27 protein-coding genes are annotated in these 26,063 nt (G+C 65.5%); 1 reads left to right on the forward strand and 26 read right to left on the reverse strand.

From position 1 onward, the window contains the following. Positions 1 to 62 precede the first annotated feature (62 nt). The 5 genes from acs (ACEWFR_RS03730) to ACEWFR_RS03750 form a co-directional block, all read right to left on the reverse strand. Positions 63 to 2,042, reverse strand: coding sequence for an acetate--CoA ligase (acs, locus tag ACEWFR_RS03730; RefSeq protein ID WP_374059771.1), 1,980 nt, complete (start codon positions 2,040 to 2,042; stop codon positions 63 to 65). 272 nt (positions 2,043 to 2,314) lie between these two features. Continuing rightward, a complete protein-coding gene (locus ACEWFR_RS03735) occupies positions 2,315 to 4,549 on the reverse strand; it encodes a bacterio-opsin activator domain-containing protein (RefSeq protein WP_374059772.1) in 2,235 nt (744 codons plus the stop codon). Positions 4,550 to 4,677: 128 nt separating this feature from the next. Next, a complete protein-coding gene (gene acs, locus ACEWFR_RS03740) occupies positions 4,678 to 6,666 on the reverse strand; it encodes an acetate--CoA ligase (protein WP_374059773.1) in 1,989 nt (662 codons plus the stop codon). A gap of 105 nt (positions 6,667 to 6,771) precedes the next feature. Then, on the reverse strand, positions 6,772 to 7,272 hold the full coding sequence (locus ACEWFR_RS03745; protein WP_374059774.1) for a universal stress protein: 501 nt from the start codon (positions 7,270 to 7,272) through the stop codon (positions 6,772 to 6,774). 54 nt (positions 7,273 to 7,326) lie between these two features. Then, positions 7,327 to 7,815 carry a universal stress protein gene (locus ACEWFR_RS03750; RefSeq protein ID WP_374059775.1) on the reverse strand — a complete coding sequence of 163 codons (489 nt, stop codon included), beginning with the start codon at positions 7,813 to 7,815 and terminating at the stop codon, positions 7,327 to 7,329. 138 nt (positions 7,816 to 7,953) lie between these two features. On the opposite strand from ACEWFR_RS03750, the gene ACEWFR_RS03755 reads away from it, so the two are divergent. After that, complete coding sequence (locus ACEWFR_RS03755; RefSeq protein WP_374059776.1) at positions 7,954 to 8,619, forward strand: HD domain-containing protein; 666 nt, start codon at positions 7,954 to 7,956, stop codon at positions 8,617 to 8,619. Between the two features lie 51 nt (positions 8,620 to 8,670). On the opposite strand, the gene ACEWFR_RS03760 is transcribed toward ACEWFR_RS03755, so the two are convergent. The 21 genes from ACEWFR_RS03760 to cbiT all read right to left on the reverse strand — a co-directional run bounded on the left by ACEWFR_RS03760 (position 8,671) and on the right by cbiT (position 25,897). Further along, positions 8,671 to 9,405: a TOBE domain-containing protein gene (locus tag ACEWFR_RS03760; protein ID WP_374060051.1), complete on the reverse strand. Its 735-nt coding sequence runs from the start codon at positions 9,403 to 9,405 to the stop codon at positions 8,671 to 8,673. Positions 9,406 to 9,480: 75 nt separating this feature from the next. Further along, positions 9,481 to 10,284: a phosphate ABC transporter ATP-binding protein gene (locus ACEWFR_RS03765; protein WP_374059777.1), complete on the reverse strand. Its 804-nt coding sequence runs from the start codon at positions 10,282 to 10,284 to the stop codon at positions 9,481 to 9,483. Positions 10,285 to 10,318: 34 nt separating this feature from the next. Further along, entirely contained in the window at positions 10,319 to 10,990 is a 672-nt protein-coding gene (locus tag ACEWFR_RS03770; protein ID WP_374059778.1) for an ABC transporter permease, read from the reverse strand. A gap of 144 nt (positions 10,991 to 11,134) precedes the next feature. Beyond that, positions 11,135 to 12,058: a substrate-binding domain-containing protein gene (locus ACEWFR_RS03775; RefSeq protein ID WP_374059779.1), complete on the reverse strand. Its 924-nt coding sequence runs from the start codon at positions 12,056 to 12,058 to the stop codon at positions 11,135 to 11,137. 163 nt (positions 12,059 to 12,221) lie between these two features. Beyond that, positions 12,222 to 12,686 (reverse strand): hypothetical protein, encoded by a 465-nt coding sequence (locus ACEWFR_RS03780; protein WP_374059780.1) that lies wholly within the window; start codon positions 12,684 to 12,686, stop codon positions 12,222 to 12,224. Between the two features lie 109 nt (positions 12,687 to 12,795). Beyond that, positions 12,796 to 13,659: a hypothetical protein gene (locus ACEWFR_RS03785; protein WP_374059781.1), complete on the reverse strand. Its 864-nt coding sequence runs from the start codon at positions 13,657 to 13,659 to the stop codon at positions 12,796 to 12,798. A 90-nt stretch (positions 13,660 to 13,749) separates the two neighbouring features. After that, positions 13,750 to 14,670, reverse strand: coding sequence for a hypothetical protein (locus ACEWFR_RS03790; protein WP_374059782.1), 921 nt, complete (start codon positions 14,668 to 14,670; stop codon positions 13,750 to 13,752). 44 nt (positions 14,671 to 14,714) lie between these two features. Next, positions 14,715 to 15,236 carry a hypothetical protein gene (locus tag ACEWFR_RS03795; RefSeq protein ID WP_374059783.1) on the reverse strand — a complete coding sequence of 174 codons (522 nt, stop codon included), beginning with the start codon at positions 15,234 to 15,236 and terminating at the stop codon, positions 14,715 to 14,717. After that, positions 15,233 to 16,243: a hypothetical protein gene (locus tag ACEWFR_RS03800; RefSeq protein WP_374059784.1), complete on the reverse strand. Its 1,011-nt coding sequence runs from the start codon at positions 16,241 to 16,243 to the stop codon at positions 15,233 to 15,235. The genes ACEWFR_RS03795 and ACEWFR_RS03800 overlap by 4 nt, the downstream gene beginning before the upstream one ends. 110 nt (positions 16,244 to 16,353) lie before the next feature. Next, complete coding sequence (locus tag ACEWFR_RS03805; protein ID WP_374059785.1) at positions 16,354 to 17,643, reverse strand: PQQ-binding-like beta-propeller repeat protein; 1,290 nt, start codon at positions 17,641 to 17,643, stop codon at positions 16,354 to 16,356. A gap of 2 nt (positions 17,644 to 17,645) precedes the next feature. Next, positions 17,646 to 18,017 carry a DUF3209 family protein gene (locus tag ACEWFR_RS03810; RefSeq protein ID WP_374059786.1) on the reverse strand — a complete coding sequence of 124 codons (372 nt, stop codon included), beginning with the start codon at positions 18,015 to 18,017 and terminating at the stop codon, positions 17,646 to 17,648. A 44-nt stretch (positions 18,018 to 18,061) separates the two neighbouring features. Continuing rightward, positions 18,062 to 19,294: a CbiX/SirB N-terminal domain-containing protein gene (locus ACEWFR_RS03815; protein WP_374059787.1), complete on the reverse strand. Its 1,233-nt coding sequence runs from the start codon at positions 19,292 to 19,294 to the stop codon at positions 18,062 to 18,064. A 13-nt stretch (positions 19,295 to 19,307) separates the two neighbouring features. Further along, positions 19,308 to 20,081, reverse strand: coding sequence for a cobalamin biosynthesis protein (locus ACEWFR_RS03820; protein WP_374059788.1), 774 nt, complete (start codon positions 20,079 to 20,081; stop codon positions 19,308 to 19,310). After that, entirely contained in the window at positions 20,078 to 20,344 is a 267-nt protein-coding gene (locus tag ACEWFR_RS03825) for a ferredoxin (protein ID WP_098723960.1), read from the reverse strand. Before ACEWFR_RS03825 ends, ACEWFR_RS03820 begins: the two co-directional genes overlap by 4 nt. Positions 20,345 to 20,367: 23 nt before the next feature. Next, positions 20,368 to 21,414: a precorrin-3B C(17)-methyltransferase gene (gene cobJ / locus ACEWFR_RS03830; RefSeq protein WP_374059789.1), complete on the reverse strand. Its 1,047-nt coding sequence runs from the start codon at positions 21,412 to 21,414 to the stop codon at positions 20,368 to 20,370. Positions 21,415 to 21,433: 19 nt separating this feature from the next. Next, positions 21,434 to 22,366: a precorrin-3B C(17)-methyltransferase gene (locus ACEWFR_RS03835; RefSeq protein WP_374059790.1), complete on the reverse strand. Its 933-nt coding sequence runs from the start codon at positions 22,364 to 22,366 to the stop codon at positions 21,434 to 21,436. Beyond that, positions 22,363 to 23,361, reverse strand: a complete 999-nt coding sequence (cbiG, locus tag ACEWFR_RS03840) for a cobalt-precorrin 5A hydrolase (protein WP_374059791.1) — start codon at positions 23,359 to 23,361, stop codon at positions 22,363 to 22,365. The genes ACEWFR_RS03835 and cbiG overlap by 4 nt, the downstream gene beginning before the upstream one ends. Continuing rightward, positions 23,358 to 23,576, reverse strand: coding sequence for a hypothetical protein (locus ACEWFR_RS03845; protein WP_374059792.1), 219 nt, complete (start codon positions 23,574 to 23,576; stop codon positions 23,358 to 23,360). Before ACEWFR_RS03845 ends, cbiG begins: the two co-directional genes overlap by 4 nt. After that, positions 23,569 to 24,468, reverse strand: coding sequence for a cobalt-precorrin-4/precorrin-4 C(11)-methyltransferase (locus ACEWFR_RS03850; RefSeq protein ID WP_374059793.1), 900 nt, complete (start codon positions 24,466 to 24,468; stop codon positions 23,569 to 23,571). The genes ACEWFR_RS03845 and ACEWFR_RS03850 overlap by 8 nt, the downstream gene beginning before the upstream one ends. After that, positions 24,465 to 25,283 (reverse strand): cobalt-factor II C(20)-methyltransferase, encoded by an 819-nt coding sequence (locus ACEWFR_RS03855; RefSeq protein WP_374059794.1) that lies wholly within the window; start codon positions 25,281 to 25,283, stop codon positions 24,465 to 24,467. Before ACEWFR_RS03855 ends, ACEWFR_RS03850 begins: the two co-directional genes overlap by 4 nt. Beyond that, positions 25,280 to 25,897: a precorrin-6Y C5,15-methyltransferase (decarboxylating) subunit CbiT gene (cbiT, locus tag ACEWFR_RS03860; RefSeq protein WP_374060052.1), complete on the reverse strand. Its 618-nt coding sequence runs from the start codon at positions 25,895 to 25,897 to the stop codon at positions 25,280 to 25,282. Before cbiT ends, ACEWFR_RS03855 begins: the two co-directional genes overlap by 4 nt. Between the last annotated feature and the right edge of the window lie 166 nt (positions 25,898 to 26,063).

Below are 26,063 nucleotides of genomic sequence, written 5' to 3' on the forward strand. Positions count from 1 at the left end.
TCGTGTTTCAGTTCGTGTCGTTGTTTCGTTCAGTTCGAAGAGATAGTTCTCAACGGACCGCTTCAGTCCGTTTCGACCTGTTCCGCGATGTCGTCGACGACATCGGGATTGCGCAGCGTCGAGGTGTTCCCGAGTTCGTTCCCGCTCGCGATGTCCTCGAGCAGGCGGCGCATGATCTTGCCCGAGCGCGTCTTGGGCAATTCGTGCGTGAAGACGATCTCTTCGGGCTTGGCGATCGGCCCGATCGAGTCGAGGACGGCCGACATGGCCTTCTCCTCGAGTTCGGCGTGTCTGTCCTCGTAGCCGTCCTCGGGGATGGCGTAGACGTAGACGGCCTCGCCTTTGACCTCGTGGTCGCCGCCGACGACGGCGGCTTCGGCGATTCCTTCGACGCCGACGACGGACGACTCGATCTCCATCGTTCCCAGCCGGTGGCCGGAGACGTTGATCACGTCGTCGACCCGGCCGAGGATGGTGATGTAGTCGTCGTCGTCGATCTTCGCGCCGTCCTCGGGGAAGTAGACCCACTCGTCGGCCTCCTCGTCGGAGTACTCCTGCCAGTACTCCTCGAGGAACCGCTCGTCGTTGTCGTACAGCGTGCGAAGCATGCCGGGCCAGGGGTTGTTGACCGTCACGTAGCCGGCCTGTCCCGCGTCGACTTCCTCGCCCTGCGCGTCGACCACGCGGGCGTCGATCCCCGGCAGCGGCGGCCCCGCCGAGCCCGGTTTCATGGTGTTGACCCCCGGTAGCGTCGTGATCATCATCCCCCCGGTTTCCGTCTGCCACCAGGTGTCGACGATCGGGCACTCCTCATTGCCGATGTGCTTGTAGTACCACTTCCACGCACGCGGGTTGATCGGCTCCCCGACGGTGCCGAGCAAGCGGAGGCTCGAGATGTCGTGGTTCTCCGTGTACTCGGCACCCCACTTCATGAACGCGCGAATCGCCGTCGGCGCGGTGTAGAAGATGTCGACCTCGTTCCGCTCGACGATATCCCACAGCCGGTCCTTGTCGGGGTAGTCCGGCGTCCCCTCGTACATCACGCTCGTCGTGCCGAGCGCCATCGGTCCGTAGACGATGTAGGAGTGGCCGGTGATCCAGCCGATGTCGGCCGAGCACCAGTAGGTGTCGTCGGCCTCGATATCCAGTACCGCGTGGCTCGTCCAGGCCGTGTACGCGAGGTAGCCGCCGGTGGTGTGTTTGACCCCCTTCGGTTGGCCGGTCGTTCCCGACGTGTACATCAGGAACAGCATGTCCTCGGCGTCGCGCGGGACCGGCTCGACCGTCGACCCCTCGTGGTCGGCCACGAGCTCGTCGTAGTCGTGCTGGTTGTCCGCGAGTTCGTGATCGAGGTCGTCACCGAGTCGGTCGACGACCACGACGTCGGAGACCTCGTGTTCGACGCCCTCGAGACCCTCGTTGGTCTTCGAGATATGATCGAGCGCGTCGCCGCGACGGTAGTAGCCGTCGCAGGTGACGAGGTACTCGCTGTCGGCCGAGTTCATCCGGGTGGCCAGCGCGTCGGCCGAGAAGCCGGCGAAGACCACGCTGTGTGGCGCACCGATGCGGGCACACGCCAGCATGGCGATCGGCAGCTCCGGAACCATCGGCATGTACAGCGTGACGATGTCGTCCTCCTCGACGCCGAGGTCTCGCAGCGTCGCCGCGAAGTCCTCGACCTCGTCGAGCAGTTCGTCGTAGGTGTACGTGCGCGTCTCGCCGAGTTCACCCTCCCACTCGATGGCGACGCTGTCGCCCCGCCCCTCCTCGATGTGTCGGTCGAGGCAGTTGTACGACGCGTTGAGTTTACCGCCGGTAAACCACTCGTAGAACGGGGCGTTCCCGTCCTCGAGAACCGTATCGTACTCCTCGTCCCACGAGAGGAGGTCGGCGGCACGCTCCCAACACTCCGGCCAGTTCTCCTCGAACTCCTCGTAGATCCCCTGATCAGTGACGTTTGCCTGCTCGACGAACGACTCGGGAGGCTCGAACGCCTCCTGTTCTTCGAGTCGCGCCTCGAGATCGGCATTGTCCTGTGACATGGTACACCCAATCAATCTCTAACGAGCATAGTAAAGACGGCCTCTAGTTGTGCAAAATCGACCCGATACGCGGAAGGGAACCTAGCATATATTGACTGTATTAGGACCTGATATTCGGTCGTCGCTCGCTCGAACGGGACGAATCGAGAGCGAAACGAGCTGATCTCCCTCGAAGCGGGCTTTTATACTACATTTTCGTGCGGGGATAGAATGGCACCTCTAGAGACGTAGCCCCCCATCGGATCAGGTGACGATCCCTCGCGACGCCGTGACTACTCGCCCGGGTCGTCGAAGAACGTCCGAAGCAACTCGTGTTGGCCCTTCCGCAAGTGGTTGTGCAGCGTCGGCGAGGAGACGCCCATCGCGTCCGCGACTTCCTCGGCCGTGCTCTCCCGGGGCCAGTCGTAGTAGCCGCCGAAATACGCCGCCCGGAGCGCGGCTTCCTGTCGGTCCGTCAGTCGATCCTCGAGCCCCTCTCGGAACTCGCGGGCGGTCTGGACGGCCCGCTCGGTCTCGCGTTTTCCGACCAGTTCGGAGTCCGGAAACGCGGATCGGAGGCCGTCGACGATGGTCCGAAGGTCCGCGTCGACGGCGCAATCGCCGGTGATCGTCGCCGTGCCGCCCTCGAAGACCGCCTCGTGAACCGTCACACCGTACTCCGTGAGCGTCACGATGGGACAGGAGCCGTCGACGACGACTTCGATGCGCCAGCCCTCCTCGTCGGTCTCGACCAGCCGACAGTCCTCGATCCCGGGCTCGTCGTCGGCAAGGTCGAAGACGTCGGCCGGCGACGCGTCCTCGAGGCGGACGTAGTAGAGTTGCGTCGACTCGTCGATCGGGACCAGCGAGTCGAGTTCGAACCGACAATCGAGTCGGCGCGAAACGTCGACGAAGAACGACCGATCGTCGCGGCAGACGACCTCGAGTTCGGTCACCCGGTCGGACAGCAGGAGGTTCCGGCGGCGGATGGCAGCGATCGCGTAGCCGACCTGCCGACCGATCGTCGCAAGCCACGCGCGCTCGTCGTCGCCGAACGCCGCCGGGCGCTCGGTCGCGACGGAGAGCGTCCCGTAAACGGTATCGCCGTACGCCAGCGGAATCCGGGCGACGGTGCCCTCGAACGCGTCATTCTCGAACGAATCGGCCTCGAGCGTCGCCGTCACGTCGTCTGCGACGAGCACGGTTCGGTCCCCGTAGCGGTCATCGGACACCGCGGTCGCGTCCGTGAGGTCGGCGATCGGCTCCTCGTCGTCCCACTCGTCGGGGGCGATCCGCTCGACCGCGTCGGGATCGATCCCGCTAGATGCGCGCCACTCGCGGCGGCGATCCGACACCGTCGCGCGGTCGATCCACGCGAACTCGTAGGCTCGACCGTCGGCGAGCGCTCCACAGGTCGCCGTCTCGATCTCCTCGTGGTCGGTCGAATCGAGCAGCGCGTGGGTCACGGCGCGGTGCTGGCCGGCGACGGCGTACAGTCCATCGAGCTCGTCGCGTTGTTCGCGCGCGTTCGCTAACTCCTCGTGTGCGGCCGTGACGTCGCGGACGAAGACGGCGAACCCCCGGTGGTCCCCCCGATCGTCCCGCAGCGGCGAGACGACCTCGGTCGCACGGAACTGCGACCCGTCCTCGTGGACGCGCCACCCGTCGGTTTCGGTGCCCGATTCCTCGAGGGCCTGTGAGAGAGCCCGCTCGGGAGCGCCGTCCTCGACGGCGCCGTCGGGATAGAACGTCGAGACGTGCGTGCCGACGATCTCGCCGGCCCGGTAGCCGAACATCGCGGCCGCGCTGCGATTCCAGCGTTCGACGTAGCCGTCCGCGTCGAGTCGGAGCAGCGCGTATCGGTCGCTTGCGGCCAGCAACAGGCGGATGACGCTGTCGTCGCCCACCACCGGCCCGGATCGACCACCCGATCGTCCGCGGTCGGCCCCCGACGGTCGTTCGACGGCATCGAACGCGTCGACGATCTCGGCGTCCGTCGGCTCGGGCAGATAGGACTCGAGGGCCTCGAAACTGCGCCAGCCGCCCGCAGTCTTGACGACCCGGGGGTTGATGTCGTGTTCGGCCAGGGAAGTGTGAGCGAAGTACTGCCGGAGGTCGCTCGTGGAGGCGTCGGAGAGCCCGGCCTCGTCGGACAGGTCGCTCGCTCGCTCGGCCACGTCCGAGACCAGCATCTGGAGCCGACGGGGCGTGACCGAAAAGATCCGATCGGCGCTCGAGAGATCGTTACTCCGGGCATATCGTCGGAGTTCGCGCTCGACGCGGGTCGGCAGGTACGCGGTCCGGTCCCGCGCGCCGTCGTCGGTCGACACCCGAATCAGGTACCGCGGCGGATCGATCCGAACCTGCTCGATATCGCCGATCGTGAGCCGCGCCAGTTCGGGCGGTCGGAGCCCGACGTCGCCACAGAGACGGATCACCAGCGCCTCGCGGTAGGTTTCGGCGGCGTCGAGAAGCGACTCGTACTCCCGACGCTCGAGTACCGTCTCGGTCCCCCCCTCGAGACTCATGGTTCGCTCGTTCTGGAGACGCGAACATAATTGTATCGCCTCTCGTCGATAGTCGTAACCGTTCGCCTGATTCGACGGGTGAGAGCGGATAGTCCTGGTTTCGCGATACTGGGTTCTGCGAAACGAGATCAGTCGAAGTCGCTCTCGTCGCCGATCTCGGCCTGAATTTCGCCGACGATCTCCGGATTGCGGAGCGCGCTGGTATCACCCAACTCCTCGCCGTTGGCGACGTCCTCGAGCAGGCGGCGCATGATCTTGCCCGAGCGGGTCTTGGGCAGTTCCGGCGTGAAGATCAACTCCGCGGGGTGGGCGATCGGGCCGATCGCGGATTCGATGCTCTCGAGGATCGCCCGCCGAATCGTCGCGTCGGACTCGTGGCCGCTCTCGGTGCTGACGTACGCGTAGATCTCGGTGTCCTCGGTCTCGCTCGAGCGGCCGACGACGGCGGCTTCGGCGACGCCGTGGACGTCGGCGATCGCGCCCTCGATCTCCATCGTTCCGAGTCGGTGGCCGGAGACGGTGATTACGTCGTCGACCCGGCCGAGGACGGTGATGTAGCCGTCGTCGTCGGCTCGAGCCGTATCGCCGCTAAAGTAGCGCCAGTCGTCGGTTTCGGGATCGGAGAAGCGCCGCCAGTACTCCGCGACGAACCGCTCGTCGTTGTCGTACAGCGTCCGCGCCATCCCCGGCCACGGGCGCTCGATCGTGAGGTAGCCGGCCTCGCCGGGAGCGACTTGCTCGCCCTGCGCGTCGACGACGCGGGCGTCGATCCCCGGCAACGGCGGCCCCGCCGAGCCCGGTTTCATCTCGTCGATACCCGGCAGCGTCGAGATGGTCACCGCACCGGTCTCCGTCTGCCACCAGGTGTCGACGACCGGACAGTCCCCGCCCCCGATGTGTTCGCGATACCAGTTCCAGGGCCGGGGGCTGATCGGCTCGCCGACCGTGCCGAGCAGGCGCAGCGACGAGAGGTCGTGGCGCGTGGGGTAGTCCGAGCCCCACTTCATGAACGCACGAATCGCCGTCGGCGCGGTGTAGAAGACGTCGACGGCGTTCCGATCGACGATCTCCCAGAGTCGGTCTCGGTCGGGATAGTCGGGCGTCCCCTCGTACATCACGGTCGTCGTCCCCAGCGCGAGCGGCCCGTAGACGATGTAGGAGTGCCCCGTGATCCAGCCGATGTCGGCCGCACACCAGTAGGTGTCTTCGGGTTTGACGTCGAGGACGGCGTGCGTCGTCCACGCGACGTGAGCGAGATAGCCCCCCGTCGAGTGGACGACGCCCTTTGGCTCGCCGGTCGTCCCAGAGGTGTACATTAAGAACAGCATGTCCTCCGCGTCGCGCGAGACCGGCTCGACCGTTTCGCCCGCGAACTCGTCGCGAAGCTCGTGGTAGTCCCACTCGCCGTCTCCGAGGACGTGTGGGAGGTCGTCGCCGAGCCGGTCGACGACGACCGTTCGCACGTCCTGCTCGAGGTCGATGCGAGCGTTGTCGGCCTTGCTCTTCTGGTTGAAGGCGTCACCCCGCCGGTAGTAGCCGTCGCAGGTGATGAGAAACTCGCTGTCCGCGGCATCCATCCGCGTCGCGAGCGCATCCGCGGAGAGACCGGCGAAGACGACGCTGTGGGGTGCACCGATCCGGGCACAGGCCAACATCGCGATCGGCAACTCGGGGATCATCGGCAGGTAGATCGTCACGACATCGTCTTCCGCGACGCCGAGGTCGCACAGGGCCGCCGCGAGCTCGTTGACTTCGACGTAGAGATCCCGATAGGTGTAGGTCCGGCGCTCGCCCTGTTTCCCCTCCCAGCGGATCGCGGCGTGGTTCTTGCGCCCCGACTCGAGGTGGCGATCCAGACAGTTATACGAGGCGTTGAGCCGACCGTCCGCGAACCAGCGATAGAACGGGGCGTCCGCCGCCTCGAGGACGGTGTCGTACGCCTCGTCCCACGAGAGGAGGTCGGCCGCACGCGTCCAGCAGTTCGGCCAGTTCCTCTCGAACGTCTCATGGAGCGTCGGATCGGTGACGTTCGCCTGCTCGATGAAGGAGTCGGGAGGACTGTAGGGGGAGCCGGTCAGTGCGGACGCGTCTCGATCCGGCCCGTTCCGTTCGACCATGTATCGTCCGAACGGTAGTCGGTCAGAGGAATAAACGTTCCTCCCAATCGCCGTGCAGTGTACGGATCTCGATCCCGCTGCTCGAGGTGACGTTCCTCGGGCCGATCAGAGATCGTCCTGGGTCGAATCGATATCGGCCATCTCCTCGGGATCGATCTCGTGACTTGGTTCGCGAACGACGTAGACGTCGTATCGGTGGTCGTTCGCGACCGGGCTCCCGACGCTCGACTGGGGCGCGATGACCGACCCCGCGTTCTCGGAGCCGATGAAGACGACGGAGGCCTCGATCTCGCCGGCGATCCGTCGGATCTCGCGGACGACGTTCGTCGTCGATGTCGCAGTGGGCTCATCGGAACTGACCCGCTCGATCCGAACGGTCGCCTCCGGCGCGACCTCCTCGGCCCGGGTCTGCATTCCCGTCGCGATCGCGTCCGGATCGAACGGCTCGCCCTGCGTGATCCAGCCGCGATCGCGCGCGTACTCGGCATCGTCCGGAATCACTGTCAGCACGATGACCGCCTCGTCGAGCAGGTCGCCGAACGCGTCGGCTCGCTCGAGCGCTTTCGTCGCTAACTTCGACCCGTCGAATGGAACGAGCAGTGACATACGACTATTTCATACGACAGCAGAGGTAAATGTTCTCCCTCCGCTCGACCCCACTCAGACATCGCTCCCGTCGGCGTTGCGCGGTGACTCGCTGTTCGACCGGTCACCGACCCGCTCGCCGCCACCGACGACCAGCACGGGCCGGGCCGCGATCCTGACGACTCTGTCGACGGTGCTCCCGAGTAGCGCCCCTCTGAACGACGAGCGGCCGCGGGAACCGAGAACGATCGCATCGGCGTCCCGATCGGCCGCCTCGTCGAGGATCTCCTCGTGGGGAACGCCGGACTGAACGGTCGTCTCGACGGTCACGCCGGCCTCTGTCGCCGTCGACTCCAGTTCCTCGAGCCAGCCCGCCGCGCGCTCTTGAAGGTGCTGGCGTGCCTCTTCGGGATCGACGATACCGGTATCGTATTCGGTGCGCTCGTCGACGACGGCGATGCCGTACAGCGGCGCGTCGAAGCGCTCGGCGAGCGCGATTGCGTGATCGACCGCGGTCGCCGCGGCCTCGCTCCCGTCGGTCGCGACCAGAATGGACTCGTACATGGGCGTCAGTACGTGCCCCCTCGAGAAAGCATTGGGGCTCGCGGGGCGGCGTCCTCGGACGTGGTTACCCGCGCCCTCCGAGTGCCATCCGAACGCTCCAGAACAATTATTTCCCGTCAAAGAGTCACCAGTTGTATAATGCCGCAGGAATTGGGTTCCCGTGCTCGAGAGTTGTCGAAGCCCTATTACGACGACGCCCTTCCGGCGCACGATCAGTTCCACGCCGCCCGAGTCAGAGACGTATCGATTCGGTTAGCAGCGGACTGTGAGAGCGAGGTCGACAGCGCCGTCCTTTCCGCGGCGGCATGGTTACACGATATCGGTCGCCCGCGGGAAAGAACGGGAGCGATCGACGATCACGACGAGTGGGCCGCGGCCGAAGCCGCGGAGCTTCTCGAGACGGACGGAGTGACGGCGGATCGAATCGACGCGATCACACACTGCATTCGGGCGCACAGTATTCGGGCGAACTCTCCGGAGCCGGAGACGCTCGAGGCCAAACTGCTCTTCGATGCGGACAAGTTAGACGCCGCTGGAGCGCGCGGTATCGTTCGAATGGCCTGTATCGTCGGCGAGCGGTCGGGCAGCGCCGGTGAAAAGTACGCGGTCATCGACGATGCATCGGTGTCCGGAGCGGATTCGTCGGACCGTCCCGACATCACGCTCCTCCGGGAGTGGGGCCGGGAGCGTCTAAACGAGCTGTATACCGCGCCGGGACGGCGTCTCGGCGACTCGCGACGACAGTTCATGGACGACTTCTTCGCACAGTTCGAGAGCGAGATCGGTGTCGAGGGAGAGCGATAATTTCGACTTCGCGAGTCTCGAGAGAGACGGCCGATGGGCTTCGAAGCACCGTCAGTCGCCAGTCCCCTCCCGTGAGCGATCTTCGACCCCGACACCACGCGCCGCCGTCGCCTTCACCGAGGCCACGATCGATCGCCCGGGATCGAGTCCCAGCGTCTCGACGCTCCGCCGCGTGACCAGCGCGACGAGTTCGGTGTCGCTCCCGCCGTCGCCACCGTCCGCACTCTCGAGGTCGATTCCCACCCGAGCGACGGCGTCTCCGGCCTCGAGCCACGAGACGGTCCCCGGGAACCGGTTCCGAACGCTCGTCCCCTCGGCTCGCGGCACGTCGCTTGGCGCGTGGAGACTCACGGCGTCGGAGCGGATCGTCACGGACGCCGTCGCGGCGTCGGCCGGAACGACAGCCAGAATCTCCCCCGCAGCGGTCTCGACGGTCGCGAGTTCTCCATCGCGGTCGATAACCGCTCCCCCGAGCACCGTCTCGTCGACGCGGGCGACGCCCTCGTAGGCCGCGACCAGCCGGTCGAACCGCGCCAGCAGCTCACGCGCCGTCGGCGTCAGCGAACTGCCACCGCCGTTGGCTCCGCCACGAGTGCGCTCGACCAGGGGGCCGATCGCCTCCTCGAGCGCCACCACCCGCTGCTGGAGGCGGGGGTAGGATCGCTCGAGGGCGTCGGCCGCCCCCGACAGCGAGCCGCGGTCGTCGATCGCGCGCAACATCGCGACGTCGCTGCGATCGACGGCAATGTCCTCGATCCGCAGGTAAGTGTCGAACTCCTTTTCCATGGTCATCGGTGAATTATGCGGCAGTTCCACTCGAATTGAAGGCGGTTTCCGAGCCGCTCGAGCCTCTCTTGGCGTTCACGCGAGAAGTTCGTTTTCATCGTACAATAGGTCTCCGTTGACGAACCGTGCGGTTCGCTCGTCGCGGGGATCGTCGAAGATCCGCTCGGGCGGGCCCACTTCGATCAGTTCACCCTCGAGCAGGAAGGCGACGCGATCCGAGATCCGCTCGGCCTGGTGCATATCGTGGGTCGCGAGCAAGACGCCGTGATCGCGCCCCCGGGCGCGTTCGATCGCGCGCTCGAGGATGGCCGTGTTCCGCGGATCGAGATCCGAGGTCGGTTCGTCGAGGACCAGCAGGTCCGGCCCGGCGGCGAGCGCGCGAGCGAAGGACACCCGCTGTGCCTCGCCGCCCGACAGCGAGCCCGCGTCGCGATCCCACGCCTCCCGGAGCCCGACGAGGTCGAGGGCCTCGAGCGTCCGGTCGTCGACCGTCGGCGCGCTCCGGATCCACCGGTCTGCGACCCGTCGGATGAATCCCCGAATGCGCTGCGACCACGGCCGTCGAACCCGTTGGCCGATATCGACGTTCCGCGCGACCGAGGTCTCGAACAGGCTCGCTTGCTGGAAGACCATGCCGATCCGCCGACGGAACTCGAGTCGGTCGTCTCGCGACAACGACCAGGGATCCATCCCGTCAAAGCGGACGACACCGTCTGTCGGCCGCTCGAACAGCGCGGCCAGCCGCAACAGCGTCGTCTTGCCGGCCCCCGAGGGGCCGATCACCGTCATGATTTCGCCGGAACTGAGAGTCAGCGAGACATCGTCCAGAATGTCCGTGTCGTCGACGCCGTAGGACGCGTGCTCGAGCTCGAGGTTCATCGCTGATCCGCCTCCATTGCAGTCGCTCGAATCATTATCGACCTCCGAGCCGCAAGACGATCCCGTTGACGAGCAAGACGAGGACGAGCAACACCGCGCCGAGTACCAGCGCCGTCTCGAACTCGCCGCGGCGCGTCTCGAGCGTGATCGCGGTCGTGATCGTGCGGGTTTTCGATGTCCCATCGGCGTAGGCGATGTTGCCGCCAACGATCAAAACCGAGCCGACCTCGCTGATCGCACGGCCGAAGCCGGCGAGAATTCCGGTCACGACGCCGTAGCGCGCCTCCTTGAGGGTTATCAGCGCGACGTCGGTTCGGGTCCCCCCGACGCCGTATGCCGCGTCCCGGACGGCGTCGTCGACGCTCTCGATGGCCGACAGAGCGACACCGGTGATCACCGGCGCGGCGAGGACACACTGGGAGATGATCATGGCTTCGGGCGTGTAAACGAGCTCGAGCGCCCCGAGCGGGCCGCTGTTCGAGAGGGCCATCAGGACGAGCAGTCCGACGACGACGCTCGGAAAGCCCATCCCCGTGTTGATGACGGCCGTGATCAGTCGCTTTCCGCGGAAATCCGCGAAGCCGACGACGAAGGCGATCGGCAGACTGAGGAGGGTACTCAACAGGATGGCGGTCAGGCTGACCGTCAGCGAGACCTGAATGATGCTCCGGAGATAGTTCGGTTCGGCGAGGGACTCGAATGGCATCGGTGGTAGGTTGTTTCGTCCGGGTAGCAGGTTGTTTCGTCCGGATAGTGAGTTGTTTCGTCCGGATAGTGAGTTGTTTCGTCCGGATAGTGAGTCGTTTCGTCCGGATAGTGAGTCGTTTCGTCCGGGTAGTGGGTCTGTCGATCACTCCTCGCTCGAGGCCGGTTGCCATCCCTCCGGGACGTACTGCTGGAAGTTCGGGTCCGCCGACAGGGCCTCGGGGTAGAACAGCTGTTCGCCGTTCGCCGTGTAGTCACCGACGAGTTCCTGTCCCTCCGGACTCGTGAAAAAGCCGATGTAGGCCATCGCGAGGTCGTAGTTGACGTTCGAGTGGATCTCCGGATTGGCCGCCATGATCCCGTAGGGGTTCGCGAGCAGCTCCGGCCCGCCCTCGATCGGGCCCTGAAGCAGGATCTCGAGGTCGACGTTGTCCCGCATCGAGAGGAACGTTCCCCGATCGGCGAGCGTGTACGAGCCCGACTCGCTCGCGTTGTTCAGCGTCTCTCCCATGCCGCTCCCGAGTTCCTGGTACCACTCACCGCCGGGCTCAGCATCCGATTCGTCCCAGATGGCTACCTCTTTCGTGTGCGTGCCCGAGTCATCTCCGCGCGAAACGAACTGCGCCTGCGCGCTCGCGATGGCCTCGAAGGCCGCCGTCGCCTGCTCTGTGTCGCCGACCTCCGCTGGATCGTCGCTCGGCCCGACGATCACGAAGTCGTTGAACATCAGGCTCCGCCGGTTGACTCCGTGTCCGTCACGCATGAACTCGTCCTCGAGCGAACGGGCGTGAACCAGAATTACGTCGGCGTTGCCGTTGCGAGCGGACTCGATCGCGGCGCCCGTCCCCTGAGCGTTGGCCGCGACGGGCGTTCCGAACCGCTCCTGGAACGCAGTGTTGATCTCGTCGAGCAGCCCCGTATCGTACGTGCTGGTCGTCGTCGCGAGCGCGAGTTCCTCGCCGGTGATCGATCCCTCACCCTGGTCGCTCCCGAGCCCGAGACAGCCGCCCATGGCTGCGGCGATCCCCACCGCACTCGCCCCGAGTAGCTCTCGTCGCCGATATTCCATATTGGGAACAACGATGGAACACAGTGTGATAAACATACCGCTCAGGGAACCCGGCAGTGGTTACCGAGACCGCTCTCGGACTGGATGCGAGTGGAAACGTAACTGTAACCGATTACGTTGATGGGATCGATCCGATCGACATCCGATCGACGCCCGATCAAAACTAGTCGGACTCCGCCACCGCTACCACGACGTTCCGGACGTAGCGCATGCTCGTCGCGGTGGCCATGATACCCTCCATCAGCGCCTGCTGTGAGGCACCGTCCGGATAGATCCGATGCTCCTCCTGGACAGTCTCCGCCTCGCGCAGCTGACAGGAGACGCCGTCCGCATCGAGGAACGTATAGAACCCCGGCGTCGCCGCCAGCATCGGCCCGACGTACTCGAGTAACTCGCCGCGTCGCTGATCGTCGCGGAGCAGGTTTCGGGCCCGCTCGGTGTCGAACCCGCTCCGGCCGACGATCCGAACCGGGCCGAACTCGGTCTCCTTGACGACGTGGACCGGCAGCTGCGAGAGTTCGACCTGAAAGTTGAACTCGGTGTCCTCGTCGGAGTGGGGAGTCACGTTTCGGATGGCCGTGTCGTCCAGCCAGTGGCGGACCTGCGTTTCGCTGATGTGTCTCGTCATACAGGGCCGTCAGCGAGCAGCAGGATACGGCTTCAGCGGGATAGCTCCTGTTCCGTTCACCGGTTTTCGCCTCGAGTCGGAATCGGGCGAGTGAACCGAATCCGCGCTCTCAGTGCTTGTCCGGCATCGTCGAGTGGCGCGTGGTCTTGCGCATATCCGCCCGTTTGGACGGCGGCGGTGCCATCGTCGAGTGACGGCTGGGGCCGCCGGACGCCGTTCCACGATCCTCGTCGCCGCCGAGACCCGATCCTAAGAGTCCCTCGTCGTCCTCATTAGCGCCCTCCTCGTCCGCCGCGTCATCGGCTGTCGCTTCGTCGGCGTCCTCGGCGTCGCCTGCGGTATCACTATCGGCGCTTCCGGCGCTCGCCGACTCGAGTCGATCCTTGAGCTGCTGGACGTCGTCGCCGAACTGCTCGAACGAAGATTCCATCGACGATCGAAGACGGTCGCCGAGATCGTCAGCCGTCTCGTCTGCTTCCGATTCGGCCGCCTTGTCCTCGGTAGCCGTGGATTCGTCGTCCGGCGTGTCCTCGTCGGCTTTGCTCTCTTCTTCCTCCGCTTCTTCGGCATCGGATTCGGCCTGTTCACTCATCGTTTCTTGGAGATCATCGACAGCCCCTTCAAAGCTATCGTCGTCAGCCCGGTCGGCGAGGTTCGCGAGGTGGAGCAATCGCTGGAGGTCCTCGAGGTTCTCCTGCTCGCCGCGAGCGATAGCCTCCGGGATCGAATTCGGTTCGGAGCCGTCTTCGAGCGTGTCCAGTCCGACCGCCGCGAGTAGTTCGTCGGGGTCGGCCGACTCGAGCAAATCGCTCGCCTCTCGGGCGGTTTCGAGCAGGTCCCGCTCGGCCGACTCGCTCTCGTCGCTCGAGTCGTCCTCGCTATCCGAGTCACTGCTGGAAACGATCGATCCGCTGAACGCGTCGGCTTCGTTCAGAACCTCGTGCACTCGATCGTGGAGTTGTGAGTCGCTCATCTGTGGTTTTCAGGTTTTACCGCCGTGTCGTGTGCGGTAGTCGGATCGGGAGCGACGGAGTGTAGTCGATCGTCTCGTCTCCGACAGTCGTCACTCGGCTTCCGCTTCCGTTTCCGATTCCTCGTCCGAGTCCGACTCCTCATTCGTGGTGGAATCTGACCCCCCGTCCGTCACCGCCTTGATGATCTCGTCGGTCATCTCCTCTCGGCTGAGGTTCGCCTTCACACCGACGTCCTTCGCGACCGACTGCAGATCGCTGTATGACATCACGCCGAGGAAGTCCTCGAGCGTGTCCTTCCGGAGATCCTCGAGGTCCTCCGCGGACGGCTCGTCCTCGCCCGCTTCGGGCGGTTCGGCTTCGTCGCCCGATTCGTCGCTTTCCTCAGCTGTCTCTTCGCCGTCCTCGCTCCCGCCGCCGACCGTCTCTTTGGCTTTGCTGGCAGCGCCTTCGACCGATTCTTTGGCCGTATCGGCGGCCTCTTTGACTGGCTCCGTGGTACTCGTTTCGTCGCTTTCAGTGCCGTCGTCCTGTGTGTCCGTTTCGTCCGTTTGCTCTTCGTCCTCGGATTCCGCCTGTTCTTCGCTCTCGGCTTCGTCCTCATCAGTGTCGTCGCTCTCGTCGCTTCCGACGCCGTCGAGGAGTCCCTCGAGACTGCTGCCGTCGGTCACGCCTTTGGCCATCGACTCGAGCGAGTCGCGGCCCTCCACGTTCGCGACCGCCTCGCGGAGGGCGTCCTTGATCGCCGCCGAGAGATCCGTTCGGATCTCGTCGAGTTCCTTTCCTGCCTCGACACCCGCGGCGATCGTCTCGTGGACCTCCCGACCGATGGCCGCGCCGACTTCGCGCCCGAACCGTTCGCCGAACTCGCGACCGACCGCAGCGCCGACCTCGCCGCCGTCGATGTTGTCCTCGAGACTCCCGTCACCGAGCATATCGGCGACGTCGATCTGGTTGCTGACCTCGTCGGCGACCATACTCTTCAGTCCGGACTCGTTACTCACAGCGACCACCTCGAGTCGGTTCGTGGAGCGAGTGCGTTCCCTGAATCACGGTCTTATTCCTCGGCTTCGGCCGTCTGCTCTGATTCGTCGTCCGCCGATTCCTCATCCGCCGCGTCCGATTCGTCGTCGCCTTGCGCCTCGCTCTCGTCGGCGTCGTCCTCGGCGCTCTCGCCGTCACTCTCGGCGTCGGTCTCTTCTGCACCCTCTTCGTCCGCGTCGTCTTCTTCGTCGGACTCACCGCTGTCTTCGGCGCTTTCGTCCGCAGACTCGTCGTCTGCTTCATCGTCTTCCTCGCCATCTTCGGCGCTTTCTTCGTCGGACTCCTCGTCCGTTTCACCCGCTTCCTCGCCGGAACTGAGGAGTTCGTCGACGACCATGTTCCCGATCGTCCGACCGAGGGATTCGCCGATCGCCCGGCCGAGGATTGCGCCGATCTGTCCGCCCAGCGCCTCTCCGAGCGGCTTGTCCCCGTCGATCTCGTCTTCCCACTGCGTTCCGTCGACCAGTTCGTCGACGTCGATGTTATCGGTGATCTTCTCGGTATCGACCCGCTCTGTGAGTGAGTCGTCACTCATGATGCAGCCTCCGCCCGTGACGGCTCCGCCTGTCCACCGCCCTCTTCGTCCTGATCCGGCTCGAGTTGCTCGAGCAGCTGTTCGAGCACCGCGCTAACGATCGCCGACACGATTTCCTCAGTCGGGAGGCTGGGAACGAGTCCGGCTAGCTTCTCTCTCACCCAACTCGCCGCCCCCATGGCTCCGTCCTTCAGACGCTGTACCGCCGACGAAAGCGGACCGGGGGACTCGTCTTCGCTTTCGGACGCTTCTTCCTCTTCGGCGTCCGCCTCGCTCGCTTCCTCGTCCCCGCCGAAGAGCCCCGTGAGCTTTTCGACGGGCTTGTGCAGCAGGTTCTTGACGAACTCGATCGGCTTGCTCAACAGCGATTTCGCCGTGTCGATCATCGCGCCGGGGCCGTCCAGCAGCCCCGATACCGCCGACAGCAGATTCCCCAGCAGATTGTTCTCGCCCGGTCGCGCCGAGACATCCAGCGTCACCGGATCGAGGTTGACCTCGAGTCCGAGCAGATCGAGGAACAACCCGTCGAGATCAAGGTGGACGACGCCCGACGCGTCGTCGCCCTGGTAGACCTCGTCGGCACCCTCGACGTGGTACTCGTTTTCGTCCGCCTCACCCTCGTCTTCGTCCGCATCCTCGCCCTCGCTTTCGGCTTCGCTCTCCGGTTCCTCCGCCGACTCGTCTTCAGTCTCCGACTCATCCTCGGTTTCCGCTTCGTCCTCGGTTTCCGCTTCGTCCTCGGTTTCTGGCTCGTCTTCGGATTCCGCCTCCGCAGCGTCGCCTTCGGGCTCTTCCACACCCTGCCCTTCATCTCCGGATGCTTCCTCGCTCGAGTCATCGTCTTGTTCGGCGTCGGACTCTTCCATCTCCGCCTGCCCGCCATCGGTGAGCAGCCGGCGTGGCGGTCCTGCCATCAACTCGGCCTCGTCGGGACGGCTCGAGGCCCGTTCGGCTCCGTCGAGATCCGAACGTTCCTCGGCGCCGTCGGATGCGAAATCCTCGATCATTATACGGAACCACAGACGAGAGTGAGCGTTGTGGGGGTTGGCCTTGCGTATGCGACTGTCCGACGGACTGCGACAGAACATCCCGCGGACGGCCGAACCGATCGACCGCGTTACTCGAGGGAACCGACGCGAAGCGCGTACTCGCCGCGCGTCTCGCCCTCGTCGTGGTACTCGACGGGTTCCTCGATGGCGGCAATCGTGCCACCACCGACGGCGGCTGCCGTCGCGATCCCGTCGAGGTGCTCGTAACCGCTTACGCCGGACTCGAGATCGAACCAGCGAACGGCGTGGGTATCTGGATCGCGAACCCGGAAGTTCTGTGCGCAGGGGGTGACCAGTCGCCCATCGTCGGCGGCAAGCCCGTGAACGAAGCCACGGACGTCGTCGTCCCAGACGAGGTCTCCGTCGGCGTCGAACGCGGCGATACGGTGTTCGTTCGGGTGTCGACTCTCGGTCTCACGGCTCTCGACCGCGTAGGTATTGCCCGTCACGAACGCCACTCGGCCCTCGTTCGCGTACGCGTGATTCGGATAGGCGTACAGCGTCTCTCCCTCAATTTCGGTCTCGACGGCGAGGTCGACGTGCCAGCGCTCAGCACCGCCAGGCCCGAGCAGGTAGCCGCGTTTGTCGCCGTGACTCGAGACAGCGATCGAGTCCCCGTCGACGGAAACGTCGCCGACGCGCCGGTCGCCGTCCGTTCCGGGGTCCCAGGTCCACTCGAGGTCGCCCGAATCGGCCTCGAGGACGACGAGTCCGGTGTCGTGCTCGCCCATACAGCGGTTGTAACCGACCGCGAGCCGTTCGCCCGACGAATCGAGATCGAGCGCGATCGGCGAGGCGTCGGTCTCGTACGTCCAGCGGACCGAGCCGTCGGCGTCGAACGCGTAGACGGTACTGTGCCACCGTCGGGTTTCGCCGTCGCGCTCGTAGCGTCGCGCGGCGGCGTACAGCCACTCGTTGCCGTCGGAATCGGTTCCGGTCTCGAGCGCGACGACGTAGGGCAGGTAGAAAACAGTCTCCTTGACCGCCTCGCCGACGTCGTCGGCGGTGTCGTACCGCCAGCGCCGGTCGCCCGTTTCGGCGTCGTAGGCCGCGATCGTCCCCATTTCGCCGCGGCCGGCGACGACGATCGTGTCCGCACCCTCATCGATAGCGGCCTCGAGCGACGCGATCCCGACCGCGTGATCCGGATGATCGGCCGTCCACCGGGCCTCGAGCGTGTCTGCGTCGCGGGCGGTGACGGTTCCGTCCCACGTCCCCGTGACGACAAGCCCACCGGACTCGGCGACGTGGACCGCGGATCGAGTCCACATGTGGCGGCTGCGGGCCGTCTCGATCTGGCCGAGTGGAACCCGGCAGAAATCCACCGTGCGTTCGGCTTCAGGTACAGTTTCGCTCATCGTCACTCCTCGACCGGGAATGTTTCGTGGAGCGTATCGTGGGCGTCGCCCAGCCCGTCTACGATACTCTCACCCTGCGCGCTCAGCCGCTGGACAGCCCGCTCGGCGTCGCGGACCGCCAGCAATCGCCCGCGCGTGTAGTCGTATTCGGGGTCGTCGCTGTCCATCGACGCGACTTCCTCCTCTAAGTCGACCAGCGCCGCGTCGAGGTGGCGTTCAATCTCCGCGAGGCTGTCCGCCTCCGCGAGGCCCTGAATGGGGCCCTCGAGGTGGCCCTCGAGTTCGTTCTCCGCGTGATCGCGGGTGCTGTCGTCCCCGACGCCGAGGACGGTCATCAGTCCGAGTCGTAGCGCTTCGATTTCGTAGCAGCTCATTGGTTGGATATTGTGAAGTGTTGATTTCGCGTCGGTCGGTTCGATTACAGCGTCTGATCGACGAGGTCGCTGACGATGCGGTCCCGGTCGAGGTGGTCGGCCACGATTCGTTCGGCGTCGTCGTCTTCGACACCGCCGTACCAGATCCCGTCCGGATACACCGCGACCATCGGCCCGTCGCCGCAGCGTCCGAGACACGAGGAGCGGGTGATACGGGCGTCACAGTGCGCGGAATCCCGGACTTCCTGGCGCAGGCGCTCGAGGACCGCCGGCGACCCCATCTTGGCACAGGTCTGGTTGGTACAGACCGCGACGTGCTTTTCCGGCGCGTCGTGACTGTGCGGTTCGTCGTCGATGTCCTCGCGGTCGGCGTGAGCCTCCTGATGAGCCAGCGCGCGCAGCATGGCTCGAGCCCCGCCGACGTCCTCCTCGTAGCCCTCGAGGTCGACCTTGTACTTGCACGTATCACAGGACATCTCGACGCTGTCGGTGCGGGCCTCTTCCCAGCGGTCGGCGAAAACGTCCAGCAGCCGGGAGTCGGTCCCCAGCGGGTCGCCGGCCAGCGCATCGACGTAGGGGTACTCGGCATCGAAGTCCGCCGTCCAGTCCCGGACCCGCTGGGTGAGGACGCCGTCGCCGAGCATGTACGGTAGGACGACGACCGCGTCGGGTCGGTGCTTCGAGAGTCCGTGAAGGCTCTCCTCGAGCGTCGGTTCGGTGACGCCGATGAACGAAGCCTCAACCCGGTCGAACTCGCGGCCCTCGTAGAGCAGCCGGGCCAGCTTGTGCACGTCGCCGTTAGCGTCCGGATCGCTCGAGCCGCGACCGCAGACGACGACCGCGACATCGTCCGCCTCGCGGTCGACGCCCAGTTCGCGTTCGACGGCCGCGGCGCGATCGTCCAGCAGGTCCAGAATTGCGGGATGGACTCCCAAATGCGCGCCGTTGGCGATTTCGAGGTCGCGCTCGGCCCGGGCCTGTTCGATCGCCAGGGGAACGTCGTTCTTGACGTGGCTCGCGGCGAACAGCGAGCAGTGGACGACGGTAACCTCCGACGCGACGGGTTCGAGCCCCGCAAAGGCCTCGTCGATCGCCGGCTCCGCGAGCTCGAGGAACGCGGCGTCGACCGGGATCCCCAGCCGGGACTCGAGGTCGGCGGCCAGTTTGCGGACCTGTTCGTTGGATTTCTCGCGCCGGGAGCCGTGGCCGATCAGCAGGACGGCCTCGTCGTCGAAGCCGGCTGTCGGTGCGGGCGTGATCTCGTCGGGTGTGCTCATCGATTGTGGTGTCCTACGTCTCGTCGCCGTCGTACGCCGACGCCTGCTCGAGGCTCTTCTCGAGTTTGCGGCGGCGACTCGGTGCGAACAGGCCGGTTTCCTCGCAGTTCTCGTAGAGCCACGTGCCGAAGTCGGGCGCGGCGTCGTCGTCGACGCCAAACCAGTAGCCGCCCGACGAGGTTTCCGAGAGGTCGCCCATCGGAGTCTCGGAAGACTTCGTCTTCCGATGGTCAGACGATCTTCGATCGTCTTCGACCTCGATGGGGCACTCCGCGATCAGCTCGCGGGCAAACTCGAGCAACTCCTCGTCATCGTGGACGAACGAGATGCCGACGGTACCACTCGAGGACTTGAAGCAGATGGTGCCACAGCCCTCGAGCAGCCCGCGGAGCAGTTCCCGATCGTAGCTCGCAAAGGCCCCGAAGCGGTAGTTCCCACGGCCATCGACGGGGAGGCCGAGCGCGCCGCTGCGCCCGAGCAGGCCAGAGTCGTTGGTGCCGGCCGCCTCTCCCCCCTCACCGCCGATCGAGAGCGTGTACTCGTCCTCGGTTCGCGTAATGGACGTGTCGTGGGCGTAGTCGCGAGTGGTCGTCTCGTGCTCGAGGTCGCCGCCCGCGATGGCGGCGAGCACTTCCGCGGACGCCTCGTCATTGGTGACGACCTCAATGCCGTCATCAGTCACGGCGCCGCTTCCGGCGACGTGGCCCCAGAAGTACGCGCTCGCGGCGTGACCCGCGAGCGGGTCCGACGGGACCTCGATTTCGATTGCGGATTCCGCGTCGCTCATTCGCCCACCTCCTCGACGATGATCGCGTCCGTCGGACAGGCCGCGGCGGCCTGCTGGGCCTCGTCGATGCGGTCGTCGTCGAACGTCGCGACGACCCGTTCGTCGGTGTCGGTGACCTCGCCCTCGCAGTCGTAGACCGGATCCGCGCCGGGATCGATCGTCGCGAGGCCGTCTTCGCCCTCGACGAATCGCGGGTCGCGGGTCAGGCAGGCAAAGATGCCGTCGCAGGCGTCTTTCTCGATGGTAACTTCGTATCGTGACATTGTGGATGTGCTCCGAATTGCGCTCAGTAGTCGTACTTCGTCTCGTAGCCACGCGGGGTGACCATCCGGTCGTCCCAGACGTAGGTGTCCTCGTTGCCGACGACGATCGTCGTCGTCATGTCGACGATCTCGCTTTCCCCGAGTTCCTCGAGTTCCCCGAGTTCGGTGATCAGCACCTGCTCGTCGTCGCGGCCGGCACCGTGGACGATGCCGACCGGCGTGTCCGCGTCGCGGTGGGCCAGCAGGATCTCGCAGCACTTCTCAAAGTTCTCCCGGCGCTTGCGGCTCCAGGGGTTGTAGATCGTGATCGTGAAGGACTCCTTGGCTGCGGAGTGCAGGCGCGACTCGATCTCGGGCATCGGAACGAGGTGGTCCGACAGGGAAATCGAGACGGTGTCGTTCACGAGGGGGGCACCCAGCCGGGCCGCACAGGACTGGGCCGCCGGGACGCCGGGCACGGCCTCGAAGTCGACCATCGACGCCGTCGCGCCCTTGGACTCGAGGATCTCGAGTGCGAGCCCGCCGAGCGCGTAGACGTTGGGGTCGCCGCTGCCGACGATAGCGACGTCGTGGCCCGCGAGCGCGCGGTCGATGGCTTCCTCAGTGCGGGACACTTCGCCGCACATCGGCGTGTCGTACAGTTCGTCGGCCTCTTCCGTGATCTCGTCCGGAATGAGGTCGATGTAGGTCGTGTAGCCGACGATGTGGTCGGCCTCGAGCAGCGCCGTCTTCGCGCGGTCGGTCATCCCCTCCGGGTGGCCAGGACCGAGGCCGACGGCGCTCAGCTGGCCCGGCTCAGCATCGAAATCCTCGATCGTGGAGCCGACCTCCTTCTCGTTGGAGCTACTGTCGTCCGAACTCGAGGCCCCGCAGCTACTCGAGGACGAAGACGAGGAACCGGAACTCGAGGAGGCACCGCACGTGGAGTCGCTCGAGTCGTCGGTACTGCTCGAGGCGCCACACGTCGAACTCGAGCTATCGGTGCTCGCTTCGCTGGTGTTCTCCGTGCTCGAGGCACCGCAGTTGGAAGTCGATTCGTCGTCTGCGTCCGCGTTTGTGTCAGTACTCATCGTTGTGGTGTATGGTGGGTTAGAAGTCGTCGACGTCACGCCCGCCGCGCGGGGTGACGAGATACGTTCGATCGTCGTTGCGCCAGGTTTCGGTCTCGTGGTTGCCGATGATCAGCGAGGTGCCCATTCCCGACACCTTGTCGTCGTGGTCGGCGGCCTCTCCGAGCGTCGTAACATGCTGGCTCTCACCGTTGCGGCCGGCGTCCGCGCGACCGGCGTCGTTGACGATGGCCACGTAGGCGTCGTCGGTTCGCTCCTCGCGGACGATGTCGACCGCTTTCTCGTAGTTCCGCCAGCAGTTGTAGAGGACGATCACGAAGTCACTGATCGCTGCTGCGCGAAGCTTCTCCTCGATCTCGTCCCAGCCGCGCCACTTGTCCGACAGCGAGACCGTACAGAAGTCGTTGCACAGCGGCGCGCCGACGTTCGCCGACCCGCCCAGTGCCGCCGTCAGGCCGGGGACGATCTCGATCGGAATATCGGTGGCGTCGTCCTCCTCTGCCATCTTGAAGATGAGGTCGGACTTGCCGTAGACCGACGGATCGCCGCCGGAGACGTGGGCCACGTCCTTCCCCTCTCGGACGTGGTCGAACGCCGCGCGTGCGAGCTCGATCTGGCGGCCCATCGTCGAGCGGACGATCTCCTGCTCGAAGCCGTCCTCGCGGTCGCCTTCGGCTCGCGCTGCGGTGCTGTCCTCGCGGACCGCGATGCCGTCCTCGTCCGTCTCCGCTTCCGGCAGCAGGGTGCCGTCGTCGCGCAGGAACTCCTGATAGAGGCTCGAGGCGATGACGACCTCCGATGACTCGATGACCTCCTTGGCCCGCTTGGTCATGTGGTCGGGCAGACCGGGACCGATGCCGACGACGTAGAGGGTGCCGTGGTCATCGGGGGTGCCGCCGGCTGTCGCGTCCGTAGTCGTCTCCGCCTCAGCGGACTCGGCGTCCGAACTCATCGACCGATCGCCACCGTGACCTCGTTCTCGTAGCCGATCTTCTCGAGGACGAGTTCCTGTTCGGCACCGCCCGCGATCGCGCTCGCCTCGGAGACGCCGGGCCAGCCGATCAGCTCCTTCGATTTGGAGGGGGTCGGCCCCTCGTGTGCGAGCAGGGTCTCCTTGTCGAAGGCGACCACACCGAGGTCGAGTTCCTGCGCGGCCTCGAGCAGGCCCTCCTCGTCTTCCTTCCGGGTCGCGGTCCCGACGAACTCCACGTCGTCGAAGCCGTAGTCGGTCTGCTCGAGTGCTTCCTCCCACGCGGCGATGAACGACTCCGTGCTCGCGCCGGAGACGCTGCCGGTCCCGATCACGATGCCGTCGTTCTTGTTTCGCTTCAGGACGGTCACGTCGTCGCCGACGAGTACCGCTCTGGGGCCCTCGAGCCGAGCCACGGGCCCGAGGTTCTCGTCGAGGACGGCGAGGTTCGTCTTCACCGTCGAGTCGCCGTTGACGACGTGGGTGTCCATCGCCTTCGCGCGGGACTCGACGCCCTGTTTGCCGGCCGCCTCGCTGGCGGTCGTCATCGCCGGCACAGCCCCCATCGTCGCGAGGTCCTGTGCGACCTGGTTCGCACCGTGGTGGCCGCCCGTGATTGGGATGGCCCACGTCAGCTCCTCGTCGACGACGCAGATCGCGGGGTCCTCCCATTTGTCGTCGAGCAGGTGGGCCGTCTTCCGCATCGCGATTCCCGAAGCCATCAGGCCGATGAAGCAGTCGTACTCGCCCCAGTGTTCCTCGAAGACGTCACCGTGGTACTCGATGATGTCGATCGCCTCGTAGCGATCGCCGATCTCGGCTTTGATCTCCTCGGCGGTGTCCATCTTCCGGCCGAAGGAGATGATCGCGATCTCTTCTGCGACCTCGCCGTCCGAATCCGCCGTCGAACAGTGGCCACCGCCGGAATTCGTACTCGAGTCGTCCGTCGTATCCGTGTTCTCAGTTCCTGAACTCATGATGAAACCTCCATGGTACCGAAATCGTCCTGTCCTCGTTCGAACGGCCCGTCCTGTCCACCGCGGGGGTGGGACTGAAAGGGGCCAGCACCGTCGGCGAAGGCGGCCGACGTAAGGACCGCAGGCCGACGGCCGAGGACCGCAGCGAGGCCCCCAAGTCGACGGGGCTGGGGGCTTTCACCGTGTTTGCAGTTGTACTGACTCAGCTCAATCATTACTGGCCTCCGTCTCGCCGGCATTCCCCGAAGACGATCCTCGATTCGCCCAGTCGCCGTAGAGGAACGAGCGCTCGTAGCCCGCGCCGGTCACGGCGTCGCCGATGACGACCAGCGCCGAGGCCCGATACCCCGCTTCCTCGACCTTGTCGGCGATGTTCCCGACGGAGCCGATGATCACGTCCTCGTCCGGCCAGGAGGCGTGGTAGATCACCGCGACCGGCGTCTCGGGGTCGTGGTCGTCCTCGAGCAACCGATCCATCGTGTCCCGAACCGCGTGGGTCCCCAGATAGATGCAGGTCGTCACGTCGCCCATCTCGACGAAGTCGGAGATGTGGTCTTCCTCCGGCGTCAGGGTCTTCCCCTGCGGCCGGGTGAACGCGACGTGGTTCGACACTTCGTTGAGCGTCAGTTGCGTCCGTAGCGTCGCGCTGGCCGCGAACGCCGACGTGACGCCCGGGACGAAGTGAGTTGGCACTCCCTCGTGTTCCAGCGCGTCCATCTGCTCGAGCGCCGCGCCGTAGATGGCGGGATCGCCGCTGTGGAGTCGGACGACGTTATCGCCGTCCTCGTAGGCATCCCGCATGAGGGGAATCAGTTCCTCGAGGTCCTTCCCGACTGAGTTCACCAGTTCGGCGTGGGCACAGTACTCGTCGAGCAGTTCGCTGTTGACCAGCGAACCCGCGTGGACGACGAGGTCGGCTTCCTCGAGCAGTTCCTTCCCGGCGACGGTCAACAAGCGCGGGTTTCCGGGGCCGGCACCGACGAAGGGAATGCCCTCCTGTTCGTCGCCGGCGCTGTGCTCGAAGATCCGATCGTCCAGTTCCTCGCGGCGACGTTCGCCTTGGGAATCGATCGCGTCCTGCGGGTCGTTCGGTGTGTCGTCAGTCATCGGTGTCCTCCGCGGTGTCCGCCACAGTCGCCGCCCTCGCAGCCTTCAGCGTGCTCGATCTCGATTAGCCGACCGCCGTCGGTCACCGGCTCACCGTCTGCGGTCGTTTCGTCTGACCCCGCCTCGTCGTCGGTCTGAAAGGCCGCCGTCGCCTGCTCGACCTCGAGGTCTTCCTTCTCGGCGTAGGCGAGCGTGTAGTAGTCGCGCTCGTCGATTTCCGCGGGGTCGTCGGTAACGATCGTCTCGCCCTGCTCCATGAACAGCCGGCGACCGTAGGTCACGTCGTAGCCGGCCTCGAGGAGGCCCTCGTGAGTCGCCGGCGCGTCGGTGACCTTGAACAGGATCATTCGATCCGGACCGGTCGGACTCGCCCCGCTGGCAGCTTCTCGCAAGGAGAGCCCCGCACCGGCCTCGATCTCGACCCCCATCGCGGTCGCGAAGGCCGTCACCGCGCTCACGCCGGGGACGATCTCCAACTCGACGTCCGGATGAAAGGCGTCAATCGTCCGGCGCAGGTGGCCGAACGTCGAGTAGACGTTGGGATCGCCAAGCGTCACGAAGGCGACGTCGCCGTCGCGAGCGTTCGGGGCGATCTCCGCCGCGGCCGCCTTCCACGCCGTTCGCAGCTTCTCTTCGTCTTTCGTCATCGGGAAATCGAGGTCCCCGATCTTCGACTCGTCGACGTGGTTCAGCGCGACCGTCCGCGATAAGCGGCCCGGCGAGTAAACCACGTCGCACTCCTCGAGGACCTCCTTCCCGCGAACGGTCACGAGATCGGCCTCGCCGGGGCCGAGTCCGACGCCGTACAGCGTCATTGTCGACTCCTCCCGCTACCGTCTGCGGCGACTTTCTTCCCGCCATCGTCGTCCGCATCTTCGTCCGGCGTCGCGCTCCCGACCAGCATGTACACCGGGTTATCCGAGTTGAAACTCGTCGCCCCGGCGAGTTCGTAGCCGTGGCTCACCTGAAACTGGACGACCTCCTCGAGCAAGTCCCGCTCGCGGAAGGCTTCGGTCGCTTTGCCGGCGACCTCGAGTCGCGACACGTTCATGATCACGCGGTCGATTTCGGTCTCGACTGCGTGATCGAGCACTTCCTCGAAGTTGCGGCTTCCGCCGAGAAAGAGCGCGTCGGCGTCGTCGGGCAGCCCCTCAGGCGCTTCCGCGTTGCGCAGTTCGACGTCGGCGCGGACCGACTCCTCGTTCGCGGCGAGGTTCTGCTCCGTCGTCTCGACCCGTTCGGGTTTCCGCTCGAGGGCAGTCACTCGCCCGGCTCGCTGTGCGGCTTCGATCGTGACGGCCCCCGTACAGGAGCCGACCTCCGCGAAGTGATCGTCCGGCTCGAGCGCGAGCTTCGAGCCGACGACAGCGCGGACCTCCGACTTGGTCGGTCCGGCCTTCGCGTCGTGTGGCAGCGCGATGGGTGGCATCATCAGGTGGAACAGAGGCCGTCCCTAAAACAATTTTGTTTGGGGTAGAACAACTGCGATTGTCCATGTAGACTTGTAGTAGAACAATGGAGGTTGATCTCCGGATCGACCGTTCGTCTCGGGCGAAAAACACGGTCGAGAACTGCTGAAGCGAGGTAGAAACGGA

The sequence above is a fragment of the Natrinema sp. H-ect4 genome, from assembly GCF_041894845.1.
Lineage (GTDB): Archaea > Halobacteriota > Halobacteria > Halobacteriales > Natrialbaceae > Natrinema.

What these genes read in the sequence shown, in the direction of transcription:
- ACEWFR_RS03795 (WP_374059783.1), bottom strand. Translation starts at nt 15,236, where the DNA reads ATGAGTGACGACTCACTCACAGAGCGGGTCGATACCGAGAAGATCACC.
- cbiT (WP_374060052.1), bottom strand. Translation starts at nt 25,897, where the DNA reads ATGCCACCCATCGCGCTGCCACACGACGCGAAGGCCGGACCGACCAAG.
- ACEWFR_RS03815 (WP_374059787.1), bottom strand. Translation starts at nt 19,294, where the DNA reads ATGAGCACACCCGACGAGATCACGCCCGCACCGACAGCCGGCTTCGAC.
- ACEWFR_RS03800 (WP_374059784.1), bottom strand. Translation starts at nt 16,243, where the DNA reads ATGATCGAGGATTTCGCATCCGACGGCGCCGAGGAACGTTCGGATCTC.
- ACEWFR_RS03785 (WP_374059781.1), bottom strand. Translation starts at nt 13,659, where the DNA reads ATGAGCGACTCACAACTCCACGATCGAGTGCACGAGGTTCTGAACGAA.
- acs (WP_374059771.1), bottom strand. Translation starts at nt 2,042, where the DNA reads ATGTCACAGGACAATGCCGATCTCGAGGCGCGACTCGAAGAACAGGAG.
- ACEWFR_RS03765 (WP_374059777.1), bottom strand. Translation starts at nt 10,284, where the DNA reads ATGAACCTCGAGCTCGAGCACGCGTCCTACGGCGTCGACGACACGGAC.
- ACEWFR_RS03810 (WP_374059786.1), bottom strand. Translation starts at nt 18,017, where the DNA reads ATGAGCTGCTACGAAATCGAAGCGCTACGACTCGGACTGATGACCGTC.
- ACEWFR_RS03845 (WP_374059792.1), bottom strand. Translation starts at nt 23,576, where the DNA reads ATGATTGAGCTGAGTCAGTACAACTGCAAACACGGTGAAAGCCCCCAG.
- ACEWFR_RS03745 (WP_374059774.1), bottom strand. Translation starts at nt 7,272, where the DNA reads ATGTCACTGCTCGTTCCATTCGACGGGTCGAAGTTAGCGACGAAAGCG.
- ACEWFR_RS03820 (WP_374059788.1), bottom strand. Translation starts at nt 20,081, where the DNA reads ATGAGCGACGCGGAATCCGCAATCGAAATCGAGGTCCCGTCGGACCCG.
- ACEWFR_RS03850 (WP_374059793.1), bottom strand. Translation starts at nt 24,468, where the DNA reads ATGACTGACGACACACCGAACGACCCGCAGGACGCGATCGATTCCCAA.
- acs (WP_374059773.1), bottom strand. Translation starts at nt 6,666, where the DNA reads ATGGTCGAACGGAACGGGCCGGATCGAGACGCGTCCGCACTGACCGGC.
- ACEWFR_RS03835 (WP_374059790.1), bottom strand. Translation starts at nt 22,366, where the DNA reads ATGAGTTCGGACGCCGAGTCCGCTGAGGCGGAGACGACTACGGACGCG.
- cobJ (WP_374059789.1), bottom strand. Translation starts at nt 21,414, where the DNA reads ATGAGTACTGACACAAACGCGGACGCAGACGACGAATCGACTTCCAAC.
- ACEWFR_RS03805 (WP_374059785.1), bottom strand. Translation starts at nt 17,643, where the DNA reads ATGAGCGAAACTGTACCTGAAGCCGAACGCACGGTGGATTTCTGCCGG.
- cbiG (WP_374059791.1), bottom strand. Translation starts at nt 23,361, where the DNA reads ATGAGTTCAGGAACTGAGAACACGGATACGACGGACGACTCGAGTACG.
- ACEWFR_RS03735 (WP_374059772.1), bottom strand. Translation starts at nt 4,549, where the DNA reads ATGAGTCTCGAGGGGGGGACCGAGACGGTACTCGAGCGTCGGGAGTAC.
- ACEWFR_RS03755 (WP_374059776.1), top strand. Translation starts at nt 7,954, where the DNA reads ATGCCGCAGGAATTGGGTTCCCGTGCTCGAGAGTTGTCGAAGCCCTAT.
- ACEWFR_RS03780 (WP_374059780.1), bottom strand. Translation starts at nt 12,686, where the DNA reads ATGACGAGACACATCAGCGAAACGCAGGTCCGCCACTGGCTGGACGAC.
- ACEWFR_RS03750 (WP_374059775.1), bottom strand. Translation starts at nt 7,815, where the DNA reads ATGTACGAGTCCATTCTGGTCGCGACCGACGGGAGCGAGGCCGCGGCG.
- ACEWFR_RS03855 (WP_374059794.1), bottom strand. Translation starts at nt 25,283, where the DNA reads ATGACGCTGTACGGCGTCGGACTCGGCCCCGGCGAGGCCGATCTCGTG.
- ACEWFR_RS03770 (WP_374059778.1), bottom strand. Translation starts at nt 10,990, where the DNA reads ATGCCATTCGAGTCCCTCGCCGAACCGAACTATCTCCGGAGCATCATT.
- ACEWFR_RS03825 (WP_098723960.1), bottom strand. Translation starts at nt 20,344, where the DNA reads ATGTCACGATACGAAGTTACCATCGAGAAAGACGCCTGCGACGGCATC.
- ACEWFR_RS03775 (WP_374059779.1), bottom strand. Translation starts at nt 12,058, where the DNA reads ATGGAATATCGGCGACGAGAGCTACTCGGGGCGAGTGCGGTGGGGATC.
- ACEWFR_RS03760 (WP_374060051.1), bottom strand. Translation starts at nt 9,405, where the DNA reads ATGGAAAAGGAGTTCGACACTTACCTGCGGATCGAGGACATTGCCGTC.